The sequence below is a fragment of the Bacillus sp. ABR genome (genome assembly GCF_056172715.1).
The window spans coordinates 124,141-138,238 of the sequence record NZ_JAOYSL010000003.1 but is presented as its reverse complement, the minus strand read 5'-3'; the positions used below and the strand labels follow the sequence as shown (position 1 = coordinate 138,238).

Annotated in this window: 16 protein-coding genes; 11 read left to right on the top strand and 5 right to left on the bottom strand. The window is 40.2% G+C overall.

Annotated elements, in window-relative coordinates; translation table 11 throughout:
• The 3 genes from OIT90_RS10815 (at position 1) to OIT90_RS10805 (ending at position 2,669) form a co-directional block, all read left to right on the top strand.
• Entirely contained in the window at positions 1-135 is a 135-nt protein-coding gene (locus OIT90_RS10815) for a hypothetical protein (protein ID WP_474892540.1), read from the top strand.
• A gap of 115 nt (positions 136-250) precedes the next feature.
• Complete coding sequence (locus tag OIT90_RS10810; RefSeq protein WP_474892539.1) at positions 251-2,179, top strand: T7SS effector LXG polymorphic toxin; 1,929 nt, start codon at positions 251-253, stop codon at positions 2,177-2,179.
• 7 nt (positions 2,180-2,186) lie between these two features.
• Positions 2,187-2,669, top strand: a complete 483-nt coding sequence (locus tag OIT90_RS10805) for an immunity protein YezG family protein (protein WP_474892538.1) — start codon at positions 2,187-2,189, stop codon at positions 2,667-2,669.
• Positions 2,670-2,756: 87 nt separating this feature from the next.
• Here OIT90_RS10805 and OIT90_RS10800 read toward each other — a convergent pair whose 3' ends face one another.
• Positions 2,757-3,218 (bottom strand): macro domain-containing protein, encoded by a 462-nt coding sequence (locus tag OIT90_RS10800; protein WP_474892537.1) that lies wholly within the window; start codon positions 3,216-3,218, stop codon positions 2,757-2,759.
• 228 nt (positions 3,219-3,446) lie between these two features.
• Here OIT90_RS10800 and OIT90_RS10795 point away from each other — a divergent pair, with 228 nt between their 5' ends.
• A complete protein-coding gene (locus OIT90_RS10795; RefSeq protein ID WP_268464552.1) occupies positions 3,447-4,028 on the top strand; it encodes an undecaprenyl-diphosphatase in 582 nt (193 codons plus the stop codon).
• Positions 4,029-4,078: 50 nt separating this feature from the next.
• Here OIT90_RS10795 and OIT90_RS10790 read toward each other — a convergent pair whose 3' ends face one another.
• Complete coding sequence (locus tag OIT90_RS10790) at positions 4,079-4,450, bottom strand: iron chaperone (RefSeq protein ID WP_212044288.1); 372 nt, start codon at positions 4,448-4,450, stop codon at positions 4,079-4,081.
• Between the two features lie 604 nt (positions 4,451-5,054).
• Between OIT90_RS10790 and OIT90_RS10785 the strand changes: the two genes are divergently transcribed.
• Both OIT90_RS10785 and OIT90_RS10780 read left to right on the top strand, forming a co-directional pair.
• Entirely contained in the window at positions 5,055-6,167 is a 1,113-nt protein-coding gene (locus OIT90_RS10785; RefSeq protein ID WP_474892536.1) for a response regulator aspartate phosphatase, read from the top strand.
• 455 nt (positions 6,168-6,622) lie between these two features.
• Positions 6,623-6,856, top strand: a complete 234-nt coding sequence (locus OIT90_RS10780) for a hypothetical protein (RefSeq protein ID WP_024425111.1) — start codon at positions 6,623-6,625, stop codon at positions 6,854-6,856.
• A 40-nt stretch (positions 6,857-6,896) separates the two neighbouring features.
• Here the strand turns inward: OIT90_RS10780 and OIT90_RS10775 are convergent, their stop codons facing one another.
• Positions 6,897-7,592: a YoaK family protein gene (locus OIT90_RS10775; protein WP_106025124.1), complete on the bottom strand. Its 696-nt coding sequence runs from the start codon at positions 7,590-7,592 to the stop codon at positions 6,897-6,899.
• 67 nt (positions 7,593-7,659) lie between these two features.
• On the bottom strand, positions 7,660-9,492 hold the full coding sequence (locus OIT90_RS10770) for a DNA ligase D (RefSeq protein WP_474892535.1): 1,833 nt from the start codon (positions 9,490-9,492) through the stop codon (positions 7,660-7,662).
• 115 nt (positions 9,493-9,607) lie between these two features.
• On the opposite strand from OIT90_RS10770, the gene ku reads away from it, so the two are divergent.
• Entirely contained in the window at positions 9,608-10,456 is an 849-nt protein-coding gene (ku, locus tag OIT90_RS10765; RefSeq protein ID WP_048240214.1) for a non-homologous end joining protein Ku, read from the top strand.
• Between the two features lie 218 nt (positions 10,457-10,674).
• Here ku and OIT90_RS10760 read toward each other — a convergent pair whose 3' ends face one another.
• A complete protein-coding gene (locus tag OIT90_RS10760; protein ID WP_058838212.1) occupies positions 10,675-11,118 on the bottom strand; it encodes a DUF2188 domain-containing protein in 444 nt (147 codons plus the stop codon).
• A 165-nt stretch (positions 11,119-11,283) separates the two neighbouring features.
• On the opposite strand from OIT90_RS10760, the gene OIT90_RS10755 reads away from it, so the two are divergent.
• From OIT90_RS10755 to OIT90_RS10740, 4 genes are all read left to right on the top strand, one after another.
• Entirely contained in the window at positions 11,284-11,757 is a 474-nt protein-coding gene (locus tag OIT90_RS10755) for a VOC family protein (RefSeq protein WP_052196523.1), read from the top strand.
• Positions 11,758-11,805: 48 nt separating this feature from the next.
• Positions 11,806-12,219: an Rrf2 family transcriptional regulator gene (locus OIT90_RS10750; protein ID WP_059375422.1), complete on the top strand. Its 414-nt coding sequence runs from the start codon at positions 11,806-11,808 to the stop codon at positions 12,217-12,219.
• A gap of 100 nt (positions 12,220-12,319) precedes the next feature.
• Positions 12,320-13,171 (top strand): SDR family oxidoreductase, encoded by an 852-nt coding sequence (locus tag OIT90_RS10745; RefSeq protein ID WP_474892534.1) that lies wholly within the window; start codon positions 12,320-12,322, stop codon positions 13,169-13,171.
• A gap of 189 nt (positions 13,172-13,360) precedes the next feature.
• Positions 13,361-14,083 carry a (Fe-S)-binding protein gene (locus tag OIT90_RS10740; protein ID WP_058838693.1) on the top strand — a complete coding sequence of 241 codons (723 nt, stop codon included), beginning with the start codon at positions 13,361-13,363 and terminating at the stop codon, positions 14,081-14,083.
• Positions 14,084-14,098: the final 15 nt, after the last annotated feature.

The window sequence follows — 14,098 nt, the reverse complement described above, 5'->3', positions numbered from 1 at the left end:
ATGAAAAAAATAATGATGATGATTACTACTGCTTTGCTATTATGTGTAATTCTTGGAATGCCTGCTGGACAACAAACTCAGGCAGATGCTAAAAATGAGGTAGTGTTGCTTTTCTCTAGAGGTGCAGGATCATAAAAGGGAATCCACACTACGGAGGATAATTGGTTAAAAAACGATAATGTGGATTAAAGTGTCAGACTCCTTATGGTATTCTAGTAAAAGAATATTCCATAAAAGGAGTCTTTTTTATATGAAAATATTAGATGCTCCATCTTTACTGTCAGCTGTCGAACAAAGGTCAAAAGTCTATCAGGAGCTTCGAGACGAAATGCAGCATGTGAAAAAAGCATTAAAAAGTGTGTCAGGTTTAGGTGATGAATTTAATGGAAAAGGTGCAGACAATATCAAAGCCTTTTATGAGGATCTTGCGCTTTACACAGACACTTATCTTGACTTTATCGATATGCAAAAAGCGTTTTTAGATGGGGTAAAAGGAAAGCTTGATGACGAATCATTAGGCGGTAGTACATTTATTGATGAGCACTTTTTAGATGCTCAACTGAAACAAGGCATTCAAAACAATAAAGATATGGTCAAGGAACAAAAAGAAGCCCTATCCACTATATTTGACGACATCAGTGATCTCATAGAACTGAATGTATTTTCAAGTAAAGAGGTCAATGAACATTTAGATGATGCGAACAAAAAAAGAAAAGATGCAATTGATGCTGTACATAAAATAGACCATGAGCTAAAAACAGAATACGCAAAATCAGAGGCGATCGAAAAACACCTTGCAACTTTTTATGCAAAAATGATGGCTGCTACAGGAAAAGGAAAAAATGCGCAGCCCATGTATTACGATGCAAAAGCATTTCATGAGACAGATGTGTACAAGAATCATGATAAAATCGATGCACAGGTGAAAGCATATTTAAAAGTAAAAAAAGAAGAAAAAGAGAAACGAAGAATCAAAGAATTGAAAGAAAAACTCAACGATCCTTCTTGTTTATCAGAAGAGAAATATTTTGAGATTGTAGACGAAATTGGATATGAAAATCTTTCTTACGATCAAAAAATGTATTACAGCCAGCTTCTCCAGATCAAAGCGCAGGAAGAAGCATCAGAGGGGTTCGTTGATGTTGTAAAAGGTGCAGCAGTTGGTCTATATGATGTAGCTAAAGATACAGTAGTTGGCATCTATGATCTTGTGACAGATCCTGGAGGTGCCGTTGAATCGGTCGTAACTGCTGTTTCACATCCAATTGAGACTTCGAAAGCGATTGGAAAGTCGATTTCAGACTCATTCCAAAAAGAAGTCATCGATGGTGATGCATATTCTCGATCACACTGGTTCGCCTATGTGACTGGTTCTCTAGCAGAAATCGTCTTTGGCTCTAAAGGTGCAGGTGCCATTACAAAAACGGGGACAACAGCGGCAAAAACAACGGTAAAGAAAGGCCTTGAACAAGGAGCAAAATCATTAGACAGAGTCTCTATTCCGAATCTATTGCCATACTCACCAAAATTTCAAATGGCTGGCGGCCCGAAGCTGCCGTATAACGTGTTTGACGGAGAAAATCTCAAAAATAAACTCCTCTCTATGGCAAAGCGACTAGACAACAATTCAGGATATGGTATCTCTAAGACAGGCAGACGATTACCAGCACCAAAATCACCACCGACTGTTGTTAGCTATGGAGATCACTATGTGAGATGGAAACGTAAAAAAGTATTAAAACCAAATGTTGTTTATGCAACAAAGCAAGGCTACACCTACACAACCGATCACTACGGACGTATTGTCAAAGTCGAAGCAAGTGATTTAAAATACGGAGAGGTCAAAAGAAACCAATATGCCCAATCCAATTCAGGCAAGCCGGATCGATTACTAGATGATGACGGAGGTCACTTGATTGCCTCTATTTTTAAAGGTTCTGGGGATATTGATAACCTTGTTCCGATGAATTCACAGATTAATAGAAGCGGTGGGAAATGGTACAAGATGGAGCAAACATGGATAAAGGCTCTAAGTGCAAACCCGCCCAAAAAAGTTAACGTAGAAATCAAACCTCTATATAATAGTGACTCATTGAGACCAACAGAATTTAAAGTAAATTATACAATAGAGGGAAAATTGAAAAGAACTGTTGTGATACAGAATCAAGCAGGAGGTTGACAAAAAGGTGCAAAATCAAGCAGATCTATTTAAGAAAATCGCAGAAGAGGTTAATGAAATTATACCAACTGATTGGTATAAAATTATTCTTTATGCTGAAGTACTCGAAGATTCATCAGAAGTGTTTTTTTTCTTTAAAACAGACTGTGATAAAGAGTATATCTATTCTCATGATATTCCAGAAACGTTTAATGTAAGTGAAAATATTTATGAAGATTTACTTCTAAATTTACATGTTTTGTTTAAAGAATTGTGGGTTAATGATAAAGAAATTAATACTGATGTGTGGACTAGTGCAACATTAAAATTAAATAACAAAGGGGAGTTTTCCATCGAATATGATTTTTCAAATATATTAGAAGATGGAATAGATGAAGTTCAAAAACAGGAGATATGGATGTATCAAAATATTGGAATACTTCCAGAAGATCAGGAAGATCGAGAATTTGTGATGGAATATATTAAGAATAAAGAAAAGAATGATAACTAGTTTACTTGCATAGAAAGAGCACCGTTCCAGGCAGAATGGTGCTCTTATTCTTTAATGACTACTTTTAATTAACAATAAAACTTCTCTTTATTTAAACCGATAAACCGTCACCTCACAATCACCCAGCACCTCTTCAATCATCTCTTCAACAATCGTCCAATCGCCACCGGCCAAGCCGCAGCCGATCCCGTATGGAATGGCGATGGACGTTTGGTTTTTCTCTTCAGGTGATTGTGTAACTGTATCCTTTAGGTGTTGAAAGCAGCTGCGTAAAGCATCGTAGTCAGTTTGCTTTCTTGTTCTTCCATACCCAGCTTGGGCAAATAAGTTGGCAATTGTTTTTCCATCTTTTGTTGTGATGATTTGAATGGAGCTTAGCAAGTCATCTCCTTGTTCTGTACATAACTGTTTATAATCTTTGTACACATTCGGATATTTGCTTTTGATCTGTTTCGCTAATCCAGCTCCCATGACTCCTTTACAGTTCACCTGGTGACAAATGATGTCTTCGCTTGCCTCTAATATATTACCGTCTACCGTTTTGATCATATGCAGTAACCCCTTTTTGATATAATACAAACTTATGTTCTATTATAACAGTTTTGTTCCTGTAATTTAATAGCCTTTGATGAGTTTTTAGTTAGTACACGATGTTCAAGTGACAGCAAAGTGACAAACCTGTCATATGATTCCATGGTTTGTTCGTTCGATCGATGGAGGCAGACATCTCATTTCCATTATCCTTATCATAAATCAGGTAAAAAAGGATGAAATGAGATGCGGGAATTTAATGAAGATTTATTTAGGTGGGTGAATCAGCTCAGTATTGATTATGGTTCCTTGAATCCGATATTTATTGGACTAGCTGAATATACAGTGCTGCTGGCAGCGCTCATGTGTTTGTTTGTATGGTTTCAAAATCGCAGCAGGTACAATAGGGCGATGGTCGTTTCTGCTGGACTGACCTTCATCTTGGCAGAGTTACTTGGGAAAATCGCAGGGGTGTTTTATTTCAATCAGCAGCCCTTTGCAGAAATGAGCCACGTCAATCTTTTGATTCAAAAAGAAGTGAATAACTCGTTTCCGAGTGATCATACGATCTTTATTTTTTCGATTTTCCTGATCTTTTGGCTGTTTCATATACGCCATTTTTATTGGCTGATCATTGCGTGTGCTGTTGGATTTTCAAGGATTTGGGTAGGTGTTCATTATCCATTTGATGTCTTCGCAGGAGCTGCTATAGCGTGTTTAACAGCCGCTGCTGTTGTGTATTTGCCGATATTTCAAAAAAGTGTTAATTCCATCTTGTCATGCTATGAATGGCTTGAACAGAAATTGGTAGGGAAGAGAACAAAATAACATGCAGCAGTAAAATACCCCGATCTGTAAAGCTGAGATCGGGGTACTGTTTATTTTCGCCAAAACGTTGAACAATCCGCTTTGTCTTCGATATTAAATTCGATAATTTTTTTCAGGAGAGGATAATCAACTGGCAAGCTTTCTTTCATGCGAAACATCTTTTTGCCATGATCATACCCAGCTTGTACAATGTCAGCTGAAAATTGATCAATTCCTTTTCCTTCTGGTGCGACAGAAATGTGATGTTTTGCGACGCTAAATCCAATAATAAATGTGCCGTGATCTGTGAACATAGGCTGATTCCAAGCAATTCTTGGCTCTAATTGAGGGAATGTGTCTTCTACCCATTGTAAGATGTCTTGAGTGCGCTGCTGCAGCTCGGGGTTACCGATGTTGCTGATATATTCTTCAAACACATGCATGATGTTTATCCTCCATTTCCATCGACCTCATAAGCCTCAGACGGGATTCGAACCCGCACTCCTTTCGTAAGCATAGGCTAGGGGCAACACGCTTCCCTACGGAATTTCACCGACAGGAATTTCACCTGTCTCAGCTCTTGTGCTTTTCGGTGCTTCTGAAACCCTTGCCTTGCGACCCGCCAGCTACAATTTGTTTTACGGCGCTCTTCCCTTCTAGAGCTACTGAGGCGTGTAAGTGATTGATCATATTATATAAAGAAACTCGATAAATGAAAAGCTGCGCTGATCATTAGTTTACTGATCTTTAGGCGAATCGCACAAAATAGTCTTTGAAATGATGCGGTATTAACCATCATAAGATTAGAAAGCCCTAACAATGGGCTTTTTTCATTTCATCTCGAGATGTTTATTTTAAAAAAAGGCGGAATTTTTTCGCAAATATCATTGACTATGAGAAAGAAACGTACTTTCAATGGAAACGGTTATTGAAGATTCAAGTGATTCATATTAAAATGATGTCAAATGGACGAATTAGCAATTGCTAATAGAAGTTCCATATTTAGTGAAATCATGTGCTGCAGCTGAAGGTGATTGGGGGTGTAGAATGAGCAAAGTTCCTGTTGCGGAATTGGCATCATTATTAAATGACTGGAACATGGAAATCAAAAAAGATCATGCAGATGAGGCAGAACGGTTATTTGCCAAAGCGAAACAAGCGGTAGAGGAAATTGACGATGCGGATATCCTCATATACTATTCTCTTCTTGAGAAAAGACATCACATTCTTATGTACAATTTAAGAGGGCAAAAGGGCAATGTTTCACCGAAAAGTATAGAGGGTCATTATGGAAAAAAAGAAGATGACCTGTCTAATCGTCTTGCCTATTATTTCGATTTCTATGAGGGTGTGTATGAGCAGCATCAAGGTAATTATGAGGTTGCATTGCAAATGTATCAAAGTGCTGAAAAGCTCTTAGATAAAATTCCAAGTGAGATAGAACGTGCTGATTTCGATTTTAAAGTGGCATGGCTTTACTACCGGCTTAGTCATATTATGCTTTCATTAAGCTATATCCGCAGAGCGCTCCACGTCTATAAGCGGCACAAGCAGTATGAAAGAAGAACGGCCCTTTCATACTCTCTTATAGCAGCGAATCTAACAGAGATCGGCCGGTATGAAGAGGCGCTTGAGAATTATCGTCTGGCAGAAGAAGTTTTGACAAGTGAGCAGGATGATTTTATGCTGGCTCAGCTTCATCACAATGTGGCCATTTTATATTCATTTTGGAACAAACCGAAGGAATCGATACGTCATCTTGAAAAAGCACTGTCCCATCAAGAGTACTATGATTCAGATTTCTTTTTCCATTCTACGTATCTGATCAGCCGGGAACTCTGTGTGATTGGTGAAAAGCAGCGTGCAAGCCAATATATAGAGGCTGCATATGCCAGAATAAAGGATGCTTCGCATGAAGTGTTTCAGCTAAAAATAGGCATCGTACATGATCTTTACTTAACGCATGCGCCACAAAGATTTCAGCAAATTGATGAGAAATTAAGAAAGTTAGAAGAGAAGAATGAATATCATGAAGTAAAAGAGCTATCACAATTTGCAGCAAAATATTGTGAAAAGGAAGCACTTTATGAGCAGTCTGTTTTTTACTTGAACAAAAGTTTAGAAGCGGATTTACATATGAAAAGAATGGGGTTGATTTAAGATGAAAACAGGATTAAAAGTATTATTTGTTGTCGGTTTAGCGGTCGCTGCGACTGTTCTATCGCAAAACGTTGCGGGTTCATTCGAAGTTGCAGAAAAAATCATTGGTGGTTAATACCATGTATCTCTCGCCCTTGTTGATATCGTCAGCAAGGGTTTTTTGTGTTTTAATAGGCTCTTCTTATTAAACGCTGCAAGAACGTTTAATAAGAAGAATTCGCAACAAAGGGGGTGTGCAAATTTATTACCTGCTCCATTATTCTAAATAAACATAGGGCAGAGCAACAAGTTAAAAAGGTCACTTTTCTTTGCTTAATTTAATTTTTTGCAGGACTTTTCATTCAAATTTTATCAAATTGGTCTAATGTACATAGAAGGAAAAGAAAAAGCAGGAGCACCGCCCCTTTTGTCATGCATATGATGAGATAAGGTCTGATTTGAAGGCAGGTGATTGTATGTATCCACGGGTTTATGGTGGTTTTCATGGAGGCGGTTTTAGCGGAGGCGGGGCACATATTGGGCCAGTTGGTTCCCATATCGGCTTTGGCGGATATTATTTGAGCCCTGGTGTATTCTCTGGCTTAGGCGGTTTTCCCGGGTACGGAGGATTCGGGACATTTTCTGGATATCCATATGGTTCTACGTTCATCATGGGACGCCCTCCTGGTTTTTATGTAAGGAGTTATTAGTGTAAGATCACAATCATTGAAATAGCCATCTAAAGAGAGGCTATTTCAATTGGTGAAAGTGCTTCAATCCAGCTGTTATCACAATGATGCCTAGAATGATGATCGGCAGCCAAATGATGATAAACGGATCGTAACGATCTGTGTATGCAGCAATAGCCGCACCTAGGCAGTAAAAGACAATAGATCCAATTCGCAGCAAGCTCACATGCTGAATAGGGGCTTTTCTTTTTTCCCTGTATGATATGCGCTGAGCTGCATCTTCAAATAGATTAGCGAGTGTACTCGTGAGAACAGTTGTAGAAATGCCAGCAACATTCAATTTACGAGCGGCTGCTGTCTGCATGCCCATGGCCATACTTAAAAGGATGATCAGCATAAAGTAAGCACCTTGTGTATAAGGGAAAATGGTCATGAAAGCAAATAGAAGCAAAATCATCACTTCTATGATAAAAATGCGTGTCACGGCTTTTGGCCAAAACGCTTTCTCATGCTTCCCGCCTACCACAACTGCAAGTAAAACCCCTAAAACGAATCCACTTAGAGCAATGATGGAATGAAGGGCTGTTAGCTGTAAGGAGCTTCCTGCTGCAATGCCAAGCAGCACAATATTACCTGTCATATTGGCTGTAAACACATGCCCTAGGCTTAAATAGCCAATTACATCCACAATTCCTGCGGAAAGACATAAGAAAATCAAAGCTGTATTTCGAAATGAATGTGCGGTCAAAATCGTCATCCCTTTCTTCCTCTCTAATGAATAAGTGTAACGCTTCATGACCGCGGATGTCCATCTGATGAGAAGGTCACATGTGTGCAAGCTGATGTAAGACTTGTCTAAAAGCATCATCATTCACAAGGTGCCTCATGCGGCGGAACGGATCGCCTTTTTCCTTTAAACGCTCTATGACAGCTGGCATCGTAAAAAGAGAAGGATGAAGCTCATCATGATAGAGTTCGTCCCATTCAAGCGGTGTCGCAACAAGTCCAAGCTCATTTCCTCTCGGGGAATATGGAGCGATAATTGTTTTTCCAGCATCATGCTGAATGTAGTCTAAATACAAGCGATTGCCGCGATTTTTCTTAAGACGTTCCAGAGTAAATAGATCCGGTGCTTGCTCACATAAAAAATGGCATATAAACGCAGTGAATTGTCTTGTTTCTTCGTATGTGAAGGCATTTTTCTTTAAAGGAATATAGACCTGAAGCCCTTTACCTCCGCTTGTTTTAATAAAGGCTGTGAGAAAAAGTCCGTCTAAAAGCGCTTTGATTCGTTTAGCAGCTTCTATGGCTAGATGAAACTCATTTACAGATGGCGGGTCCAGATCAAAGACGATTTCTGTCGGCCGATCCGTATCTCTTGTTTCAAAAGGGATATGAAATTCCATCGCTAGCTGGTTGCCAAGCCAAAGAAGCGTACGAGGATCATTACAGACCGTGTAAGAAATATCATCAACTTCATCTGTCAAAACAAAATCCGGCGCATAATCAGGAGTTGACTTTTGATAAAAGAATTCGTCTCCACTGCCATGCGGATACCGAATTAAAGTAAGACGCCTTTCACGTAAAAAGGGCAAAAGATAGGGAGCCACTTGTCTTAAATAAAGTAAGTAATCTGCCTTGTTCAGTTGAAGGGTCGGGACAATCGGTTTCTCAGGGTGAGTGACATCTATAACAGCAGGGAGTGGATACAGCTGTTTGAGCATTTGCTGAATTGTACATGCTGATGGATCTGCATCTAGTAAAAAGGAAGAAAAACGCGGCTCTCTTAACGCCGATCCATCAAAGGATATACACGCAATGCTGGCAACGATAGAAGGAGGAATTTCATATGATGATCCTCCTGTTAACTGGCCCTTTGTCTGAAATAGCGTGCGCAGTGTTTGTTCTTCTTCTTTAGATAATCCATGCTTGAATTGGACAACCTCGATGAGAGCGGAATCTTGATAAATGCAGCCTTGGAAATAGCCATTTTCTTTGTCAAAACGGGTTACAATGACAGATACATACCGCCAGTTTTTTATTTTCAGCCATTCTTTTGAACGAGTATTGTCATGCCATTTACTCGTCTTTTTTTTCGCTACTAACCCTTCTGCTAAATACATCGTCATCAAGTTTTTCATGTATTCAGAGTCTGGGTCTGTATGAATGACCTGCAGAAGGGAAGGGTGCTCCAGCTGAACTGATGAAGGGAGCTTTGCGTCTTGGAAAACTTGCTGCAGCTGATTTTTTCTTTCCATCAACGGTAAATCAACGAGAGGTTTCCCTTTACATCTTAATAGATCAAACGCAATGAAATGACATGGAAATCGTTCAGCCTGTCTTTGGATGGCTTCTTTGTTTTTCAGCCGGCCTCTTTGCTGAACCTTCGCAAACTCACTTTGCTGTTCACTTAGTAAAAAGACCAATTCTCCGTCAAGTGTCAGTGGTAAAAAGGGAGCAAATTCGTCTCTTAATTGTTCGCACTGATCCATCACTTCAGGAAATTGCTCATTTAGCTGTTTTCCGGTCCTGCTTTCTAAACGAATCTCGTCTTCTTCCCATACAAGAATAGCCCGAAAGCCATCATATTTTAATTCATACACCCAGTCTGCACCGGCAGGTATATCATGTGCAGGTGTTAATCGCATAGGTTTCATTGTGCATGTCACTTCCTTATATCATGTGTTCTTAGAGTGGGATGAAATTTTCAATCACATACATAAGTCTGATGAAAACATTACATAGTAAGGAGAAAAGAACGGAGGAAGCGCGATGCATACAGTATGGAAAGGCGGCATTAGTTTCGGATTGGTCAATATTCCAGTCAAGCTGTTTACCGCTACAGAGAACAAAGACATTAAATTAAGACAGCTGCATAAAGAATGTCACACGCCCATTAACTACAAGAAAGTATGTGCCAATTGCGGTGAAGAGGTAGCACCGGAACAAATTGTGAAGGCGTATGAATATGCGAAAAATAAATTTATTGAATTGGACGATGAAGAGCTAGAAAAACTGCGAAAAGAAAATGAAGAAAAAGCCGTTGAAATCATTGATTTTGTAAAGATTGAAGAGATTGATCCTATCTATTATGAAAGAAGTTATTTCTTATCACCGGATACCGGTGGAGCGAAGGCTTATTCATTATTAAGAAAAGCTTTAGAGGAATCGGGGAAAATTGGTGTGGCAAAAATTATGATCCGCTCAAAGGAGCAATTAGCGATCGTTAGGTGCTATGAACATATTTTGCTGATGGAAACCATTCATTTCCCTGACGAAATTAGACAAGTATCAGATGTACCGAATATCCCCCAAGAGGAGAACATTGTCAAGAAAGAGCTAGATACAGCGCTCCTTTTAATCGAGCAGCTGACCACAACATTCGATCCAGCGGCATATCAGGATGAATACAGAGAACAGCTGATGAATTTAATTGGCGATAAAATATCTGGAGAACATACCGTTCAACCAGAAACGACAGGCAAAAAAGATCCTGCATCCAATGTGACTGATTTAATGGCCGCACTACAGGCATCAATCGACCGATCAAAACCAGCCAAAGCGAAAAAAGCAGCGCCTAAGAAAAGAAAAACACCAGCGAAAAAAGAAAAGAATGCATAAAACAAGACCGCTGACAAGCGGTCTTAAATTGTTGACAAAAGACTAAAATGATCTTTATTTTAGCCTTTTGTTTTCCTTCAGCGTGATAGAAAACCTTTGCAGTCTAGGAAGAAACGAGTACCGGAGCGGAGCGAATTTAACATTCGTGAGCACCGGCACGCAGGACTGACACCGAATGCGAGGGTTTGTCTACACGCTAAGACCGCTGACGAGCGGTCTTATTGCGGCTTTAACACGTCCTGAATCGTCCCATCTTTTCGGTGAATGACAACGGATGTTCCTTTATTAGCTGAAATCTCCTTTGCCCGGTCAATTGCTTCTTGTTTTGTTTCTTTGACCTCACTTGCTCGTTTCGCTTTCTCTGTTTGAATCGCCCAGCCTTCCGTGTGCTTCACTACATGCTGCGCATGATCCATGAGCTCTGGTCTTGCGGAGCTGCTGCCCTCAGAAGGTTTGACAGAACCATGAGATGAGAAATTCTCTACCTCTTTCTCCGTTGCGTTCTTTTTCCACTCTTTCGCTTGACTGATTGCAATTGGAATGGCTCTATTTTCCTCATAGCCTTCCTGTATCATTTTATTGGCAATCTCAAGCGCTTTTTTTCGAATGACGTTGTCTAATGATTGAAATGAAGCTGGATAATCGTTCATCGTCCAAGGCATATGAACCGCTCCTTTCTGTTATTTTATTTGAACACCTTCCCCCATCTGCAATGGGTCAAACATACAATGTCTCTCAAACTAATGTTAGGGATAAAATACATCGTTTTGCTGAGGCAGAATATCATCAACTCCTGCAGAATAGAAGGTAGAAAAGGAGTGATTTTGATGATGATGAAAGGTTTATATGAAGCACATTTACCTGTGAGTGACTTGAAGGCATCTATTGCGTTTTATGAAAAGTTGGAATTGACACTTGCTCATGAAAATGAACGAGTTGCTTTTTTATGGATTGAGAAAGGAAAGAGCTGGCTTGGCCTGTGGAAAGTAGATATGAACCATTTTCCTTACCATCCCTCGACTCGGCACGTTGCCTTTCAAATTACAACGTCTAGTATCGAACAGATCAAGACTTGGCTGATTGAAAGAGGCATCAGCATTCACCCAATGTTTGGTTTTTCAGAAGAAAAGCAGCCTTTAGTTCTCGATAATCCACCGCAATTTCATGCAGCGATCTATTTTCTTGACCCAGATGAGAATCTGCTTGAATGCATTGCTCCACTTGAACTTGATACAGGAGAAGACTACGATATCATGACATATGAGGATTGGGAACGAAAGAAAAATCCGTTTATTGATTGACAAAATCACTCATTGTAACTATATTGATTACAACGGTGGTGAAAGATTGTGAAACAAATTAGCAGCAGGTATCCGATTGCTGTTCATATTGTGTCATTTATTGCAGGTGTTCCAAAAGAGTGTACTAGTGATTTTATTGCAGAGAGCGTAAATTCAAATCCAGCCATTGTTCGAAAAATGATGGCAATGCTCAAACGGGCGGGTCTCATTGAGATTCGCCGCGGAGTAGGCGGTGCTTATTTAAAAAGAGCGGCTGGCGATATTACGCTGTTAGATGTGTATCGTGCTGTGGATGTAAGCGAGGATGAAGAATTGTTTAACTTTCATCAGCCCGTCATCGCATGCCCGATTGGTCAAGCGATGGACACGAGACTTCGGCATGAACTAAAAGAAGCACAAGCTGCACTTGAGAATCACCTAAAGCAAGTAACAATTCAGCAATTATTAACAGAGGCGGAATAAAAAAGCTCGTACATTAGAGCTTTTTTTACACCTTTGTTGTAACCATTTCGATTATAACGAATGCACATCACCGTTGAACGAAAAATGAGGAGGTCAACAAATGAAATTATTAGTAACAGGCGCAACGGGACAACTTGGATCGCTCGTCGTCAAGCATTTGCTTACAAAAGTACCGGCTGAACAAATTGCAGTCAGTGTTCGAAATCCGCAAAAAGCAGCACATTTGAAGGATGCTGGGGTGGATGTACGCCGTGGAGATTTTACTCAGCCAGACACCCTGACATCAGCATTTGAGGGCATTGACCGTCTGTTGATTATTTCAACGGCGGATGGAGACCGCGTGCAGCAGCATAAAGCGGCAATCGAAGCGGCAAAAGCAGCAAATGTGAGTTTTATTGCTTATACAAGTGTTGTCAATGCAAGAGAGAGTCAGCTTGTCCTTGCAAATGACCATGCCAAAACAGAAGAAGCCATTTTGGCCTCTGGCATTCCTCATGTATTTTTAAGAAACAACTGGTATGTTGAAAACGAAAAAGATACGATTCTGGCGTCAGTCAGCGGCGAACCATTTTTAAGCCCTATTGGCGAAGGAAAGGTTGGCTGGGCGACAAGAAATGACTACGCAGAAGCGGCAGCAAATGCGTTAACACTTCCAGTACATGATCAGGAGATATATGAACTGTCAGGCCCGCTTCGGACACATAGTGAACTTGCACAAATTGTCAGCAAGGTGAGCGGAAAAGAAATCAAAGTAGAAAAAATAGATGTAGATACATTTGGAGAATTTTTAGCTTCAAATGGTGTACCAAAAGAAGCAGTGCCATTTGTCAAAGCCATTCAAAGCGGCATTCGCGATGGTGCTTTAGCTGTCGAAAGCCAAGGTTTCGAAACATTACTAGGCCGGCCGTTAACACCTATTGAAGAAAGAATTCGTGAATTGATTTCAAAATAAACATCAAAAACGCCCTATGAAAAGGGCGTTTTTTTATTTAGTCACAAAGTCCATAAGTACAAATTTTAGACAAATCACTTCGTTGAAATTTCAGAAATTTGGGATTAAAATGAAATTAAGGCCTGTTATTTAATCATCAGATGATCAGAATGATGAATCAAAATGCAGCAATAGAAGGGAAGTTCGCCGATGAAAGTCCATTTATTCGTTACTTGTTTAGTTGACACGATGCAGCCGAATGTAGGAAAGGCGACAGTGGAAGTATTGGAAAGACTCGGTGTTGAAGTGGAATTTCCAGAAGCACAAGTGTGCTGCGGACAGCCAGCCTTTAACAGCGGCTATACAAAGGAGACAATCAAAGCAGCGAAAAACATGATCAAAGCCTTTGAGTCAGCTGAATATGTTGTGACACCATCAGGTTCGTGTAAGGCGATGTTTTTAGAATATCCTCATCTTTTAAAAGAAGACCGAGTGTGGTCGGCTAAAGCTGAGGCACTTGCCGCAAAAACATATGAATTAACAGAGTTTATTGTTGATATATTACACGTGACAGATGTAGGGGCAAGCCTGAAAGGGAACGCAGCCTATCACACCTCCTGTCATATGACGAGACTGCTGCGTATTAAGGAGGCGCCTTTTACGCTGTTGTCAAATGTCAAAGATTTGACGATGAGACCATTGCCCCGCGCAGAAAATTGCTGCGGATTTGGAGGAACCTTTTCAGTGAAAATGACCCCTATTTCTGAGCAGATGGTTGACGAAAAAGTACAAAGCATAGAGGAGACAGGCGCTGATTATATCATTGGTGCTGACTGCGGCTGCCTGCTGAATATTGGCGGGAGGCTGAACCGTCTTGATAAACCCATCCAAGTGATGCACATCGCAGAAGTATTAAACAGCCGCGGACTTTAAGAGGAGGAACGGCAC

Bases quoted from the DNA above. Each gene is read 5' to 3' on its own strand.
- OIT90_RS10780 (WP_024425111.1), top strand. From the start codon at position 6,623: ATGTATCCACGGGTTTATGGTGGTTTTCATGGAGGCGGTTTTAGCGGA.
- OIT90_RS10790 (WP_212044288.1), bottom strand. From the start codon at position 4,450: ATGCATGTGTTTGAAGAATATATCAGCAACATCGGTAACCCCGAGCTG.
- OIT90_RS10770 (WP_474892535.1), bottom strand. From the start codon at position 9,492: ATGAAACCTATGCGATTAACACCTGCACATGATATACCTGCCGGTGCA.
- OIT90_RS10810 (WP_474892539.1), top strand. From the start codon at position 251: ATGAAAATATTAGATGCTCCATCTTTACTGTCAGCTGTCGAACAAAGG.
- OIT90_RS10760 (WP_058838212.1), bottom strand. From the start codon at position 11,118: ATGCCTTGGACGATGAACGATTATCCAGCTTCATTTCAATCATTAGAC.
- OIT90_RS10800 (WP_474892537.1), bottom strand. From the start codon at position 3,218: ATGATCAAAACGGTAGACGGTAATATATTAGAGGCAAGCGAAGACATC.
- OIT90_RS10775 (WP_106025124.1), bottom strand. From the start codon at position 7,592: ATGACGATTTTGACCGCACATTCATTTCGAAATACAGCTTTGATTTTC.
- OIT90_RS10745 (WP_474892534.1), top strand. From the start codon at position 12,320: ATGAAATTATTAGTAACAGGCGCAACGGGACAACTTGGATCGCTCGTC.
- OIT90_RS10785 (WP_474892536.1), top strand. From the start codon at position 5,055: ATGAGCAAAGTTCCTGTTGCGGAATTGGCATCATTATTAAATGACTGG.
- ku (WP_048240214.1), top strand. From the start codon at position 9,608: ATGCATACAGTATGGAAAGGCGGCATTAGTTTCGGATTGGTCAATATT.
- OIT90_RS10755 (WP_052196523.1), top strand. From the start codon at position 11,284: ATGATGATGAAAGGTTTATATGAAGCACATTTACCTGTGAGTGACTTG.
- OIT90_RS10740 (WP_058838693.1), top strand. From the start codon at position 13,361: ATGAAAGTCCATTTATTCGTTACTTGTTTAGTTGACACGATGCAGCCG.
- OIT90_RS10815 (WP_474892540.1), top strand. From the start codon at position 1: ATGAAAAAAATAATGATGATGATTACTACTGCTTTGCTATTATGTGTA.
- OIT90_RS10795 (WP_268464552.1), top strand. From the start codon at position 3,447: ATGCGGGAATTTAATGAAGATTTATTTAGGTGGGTGAATCAGCTCAGT.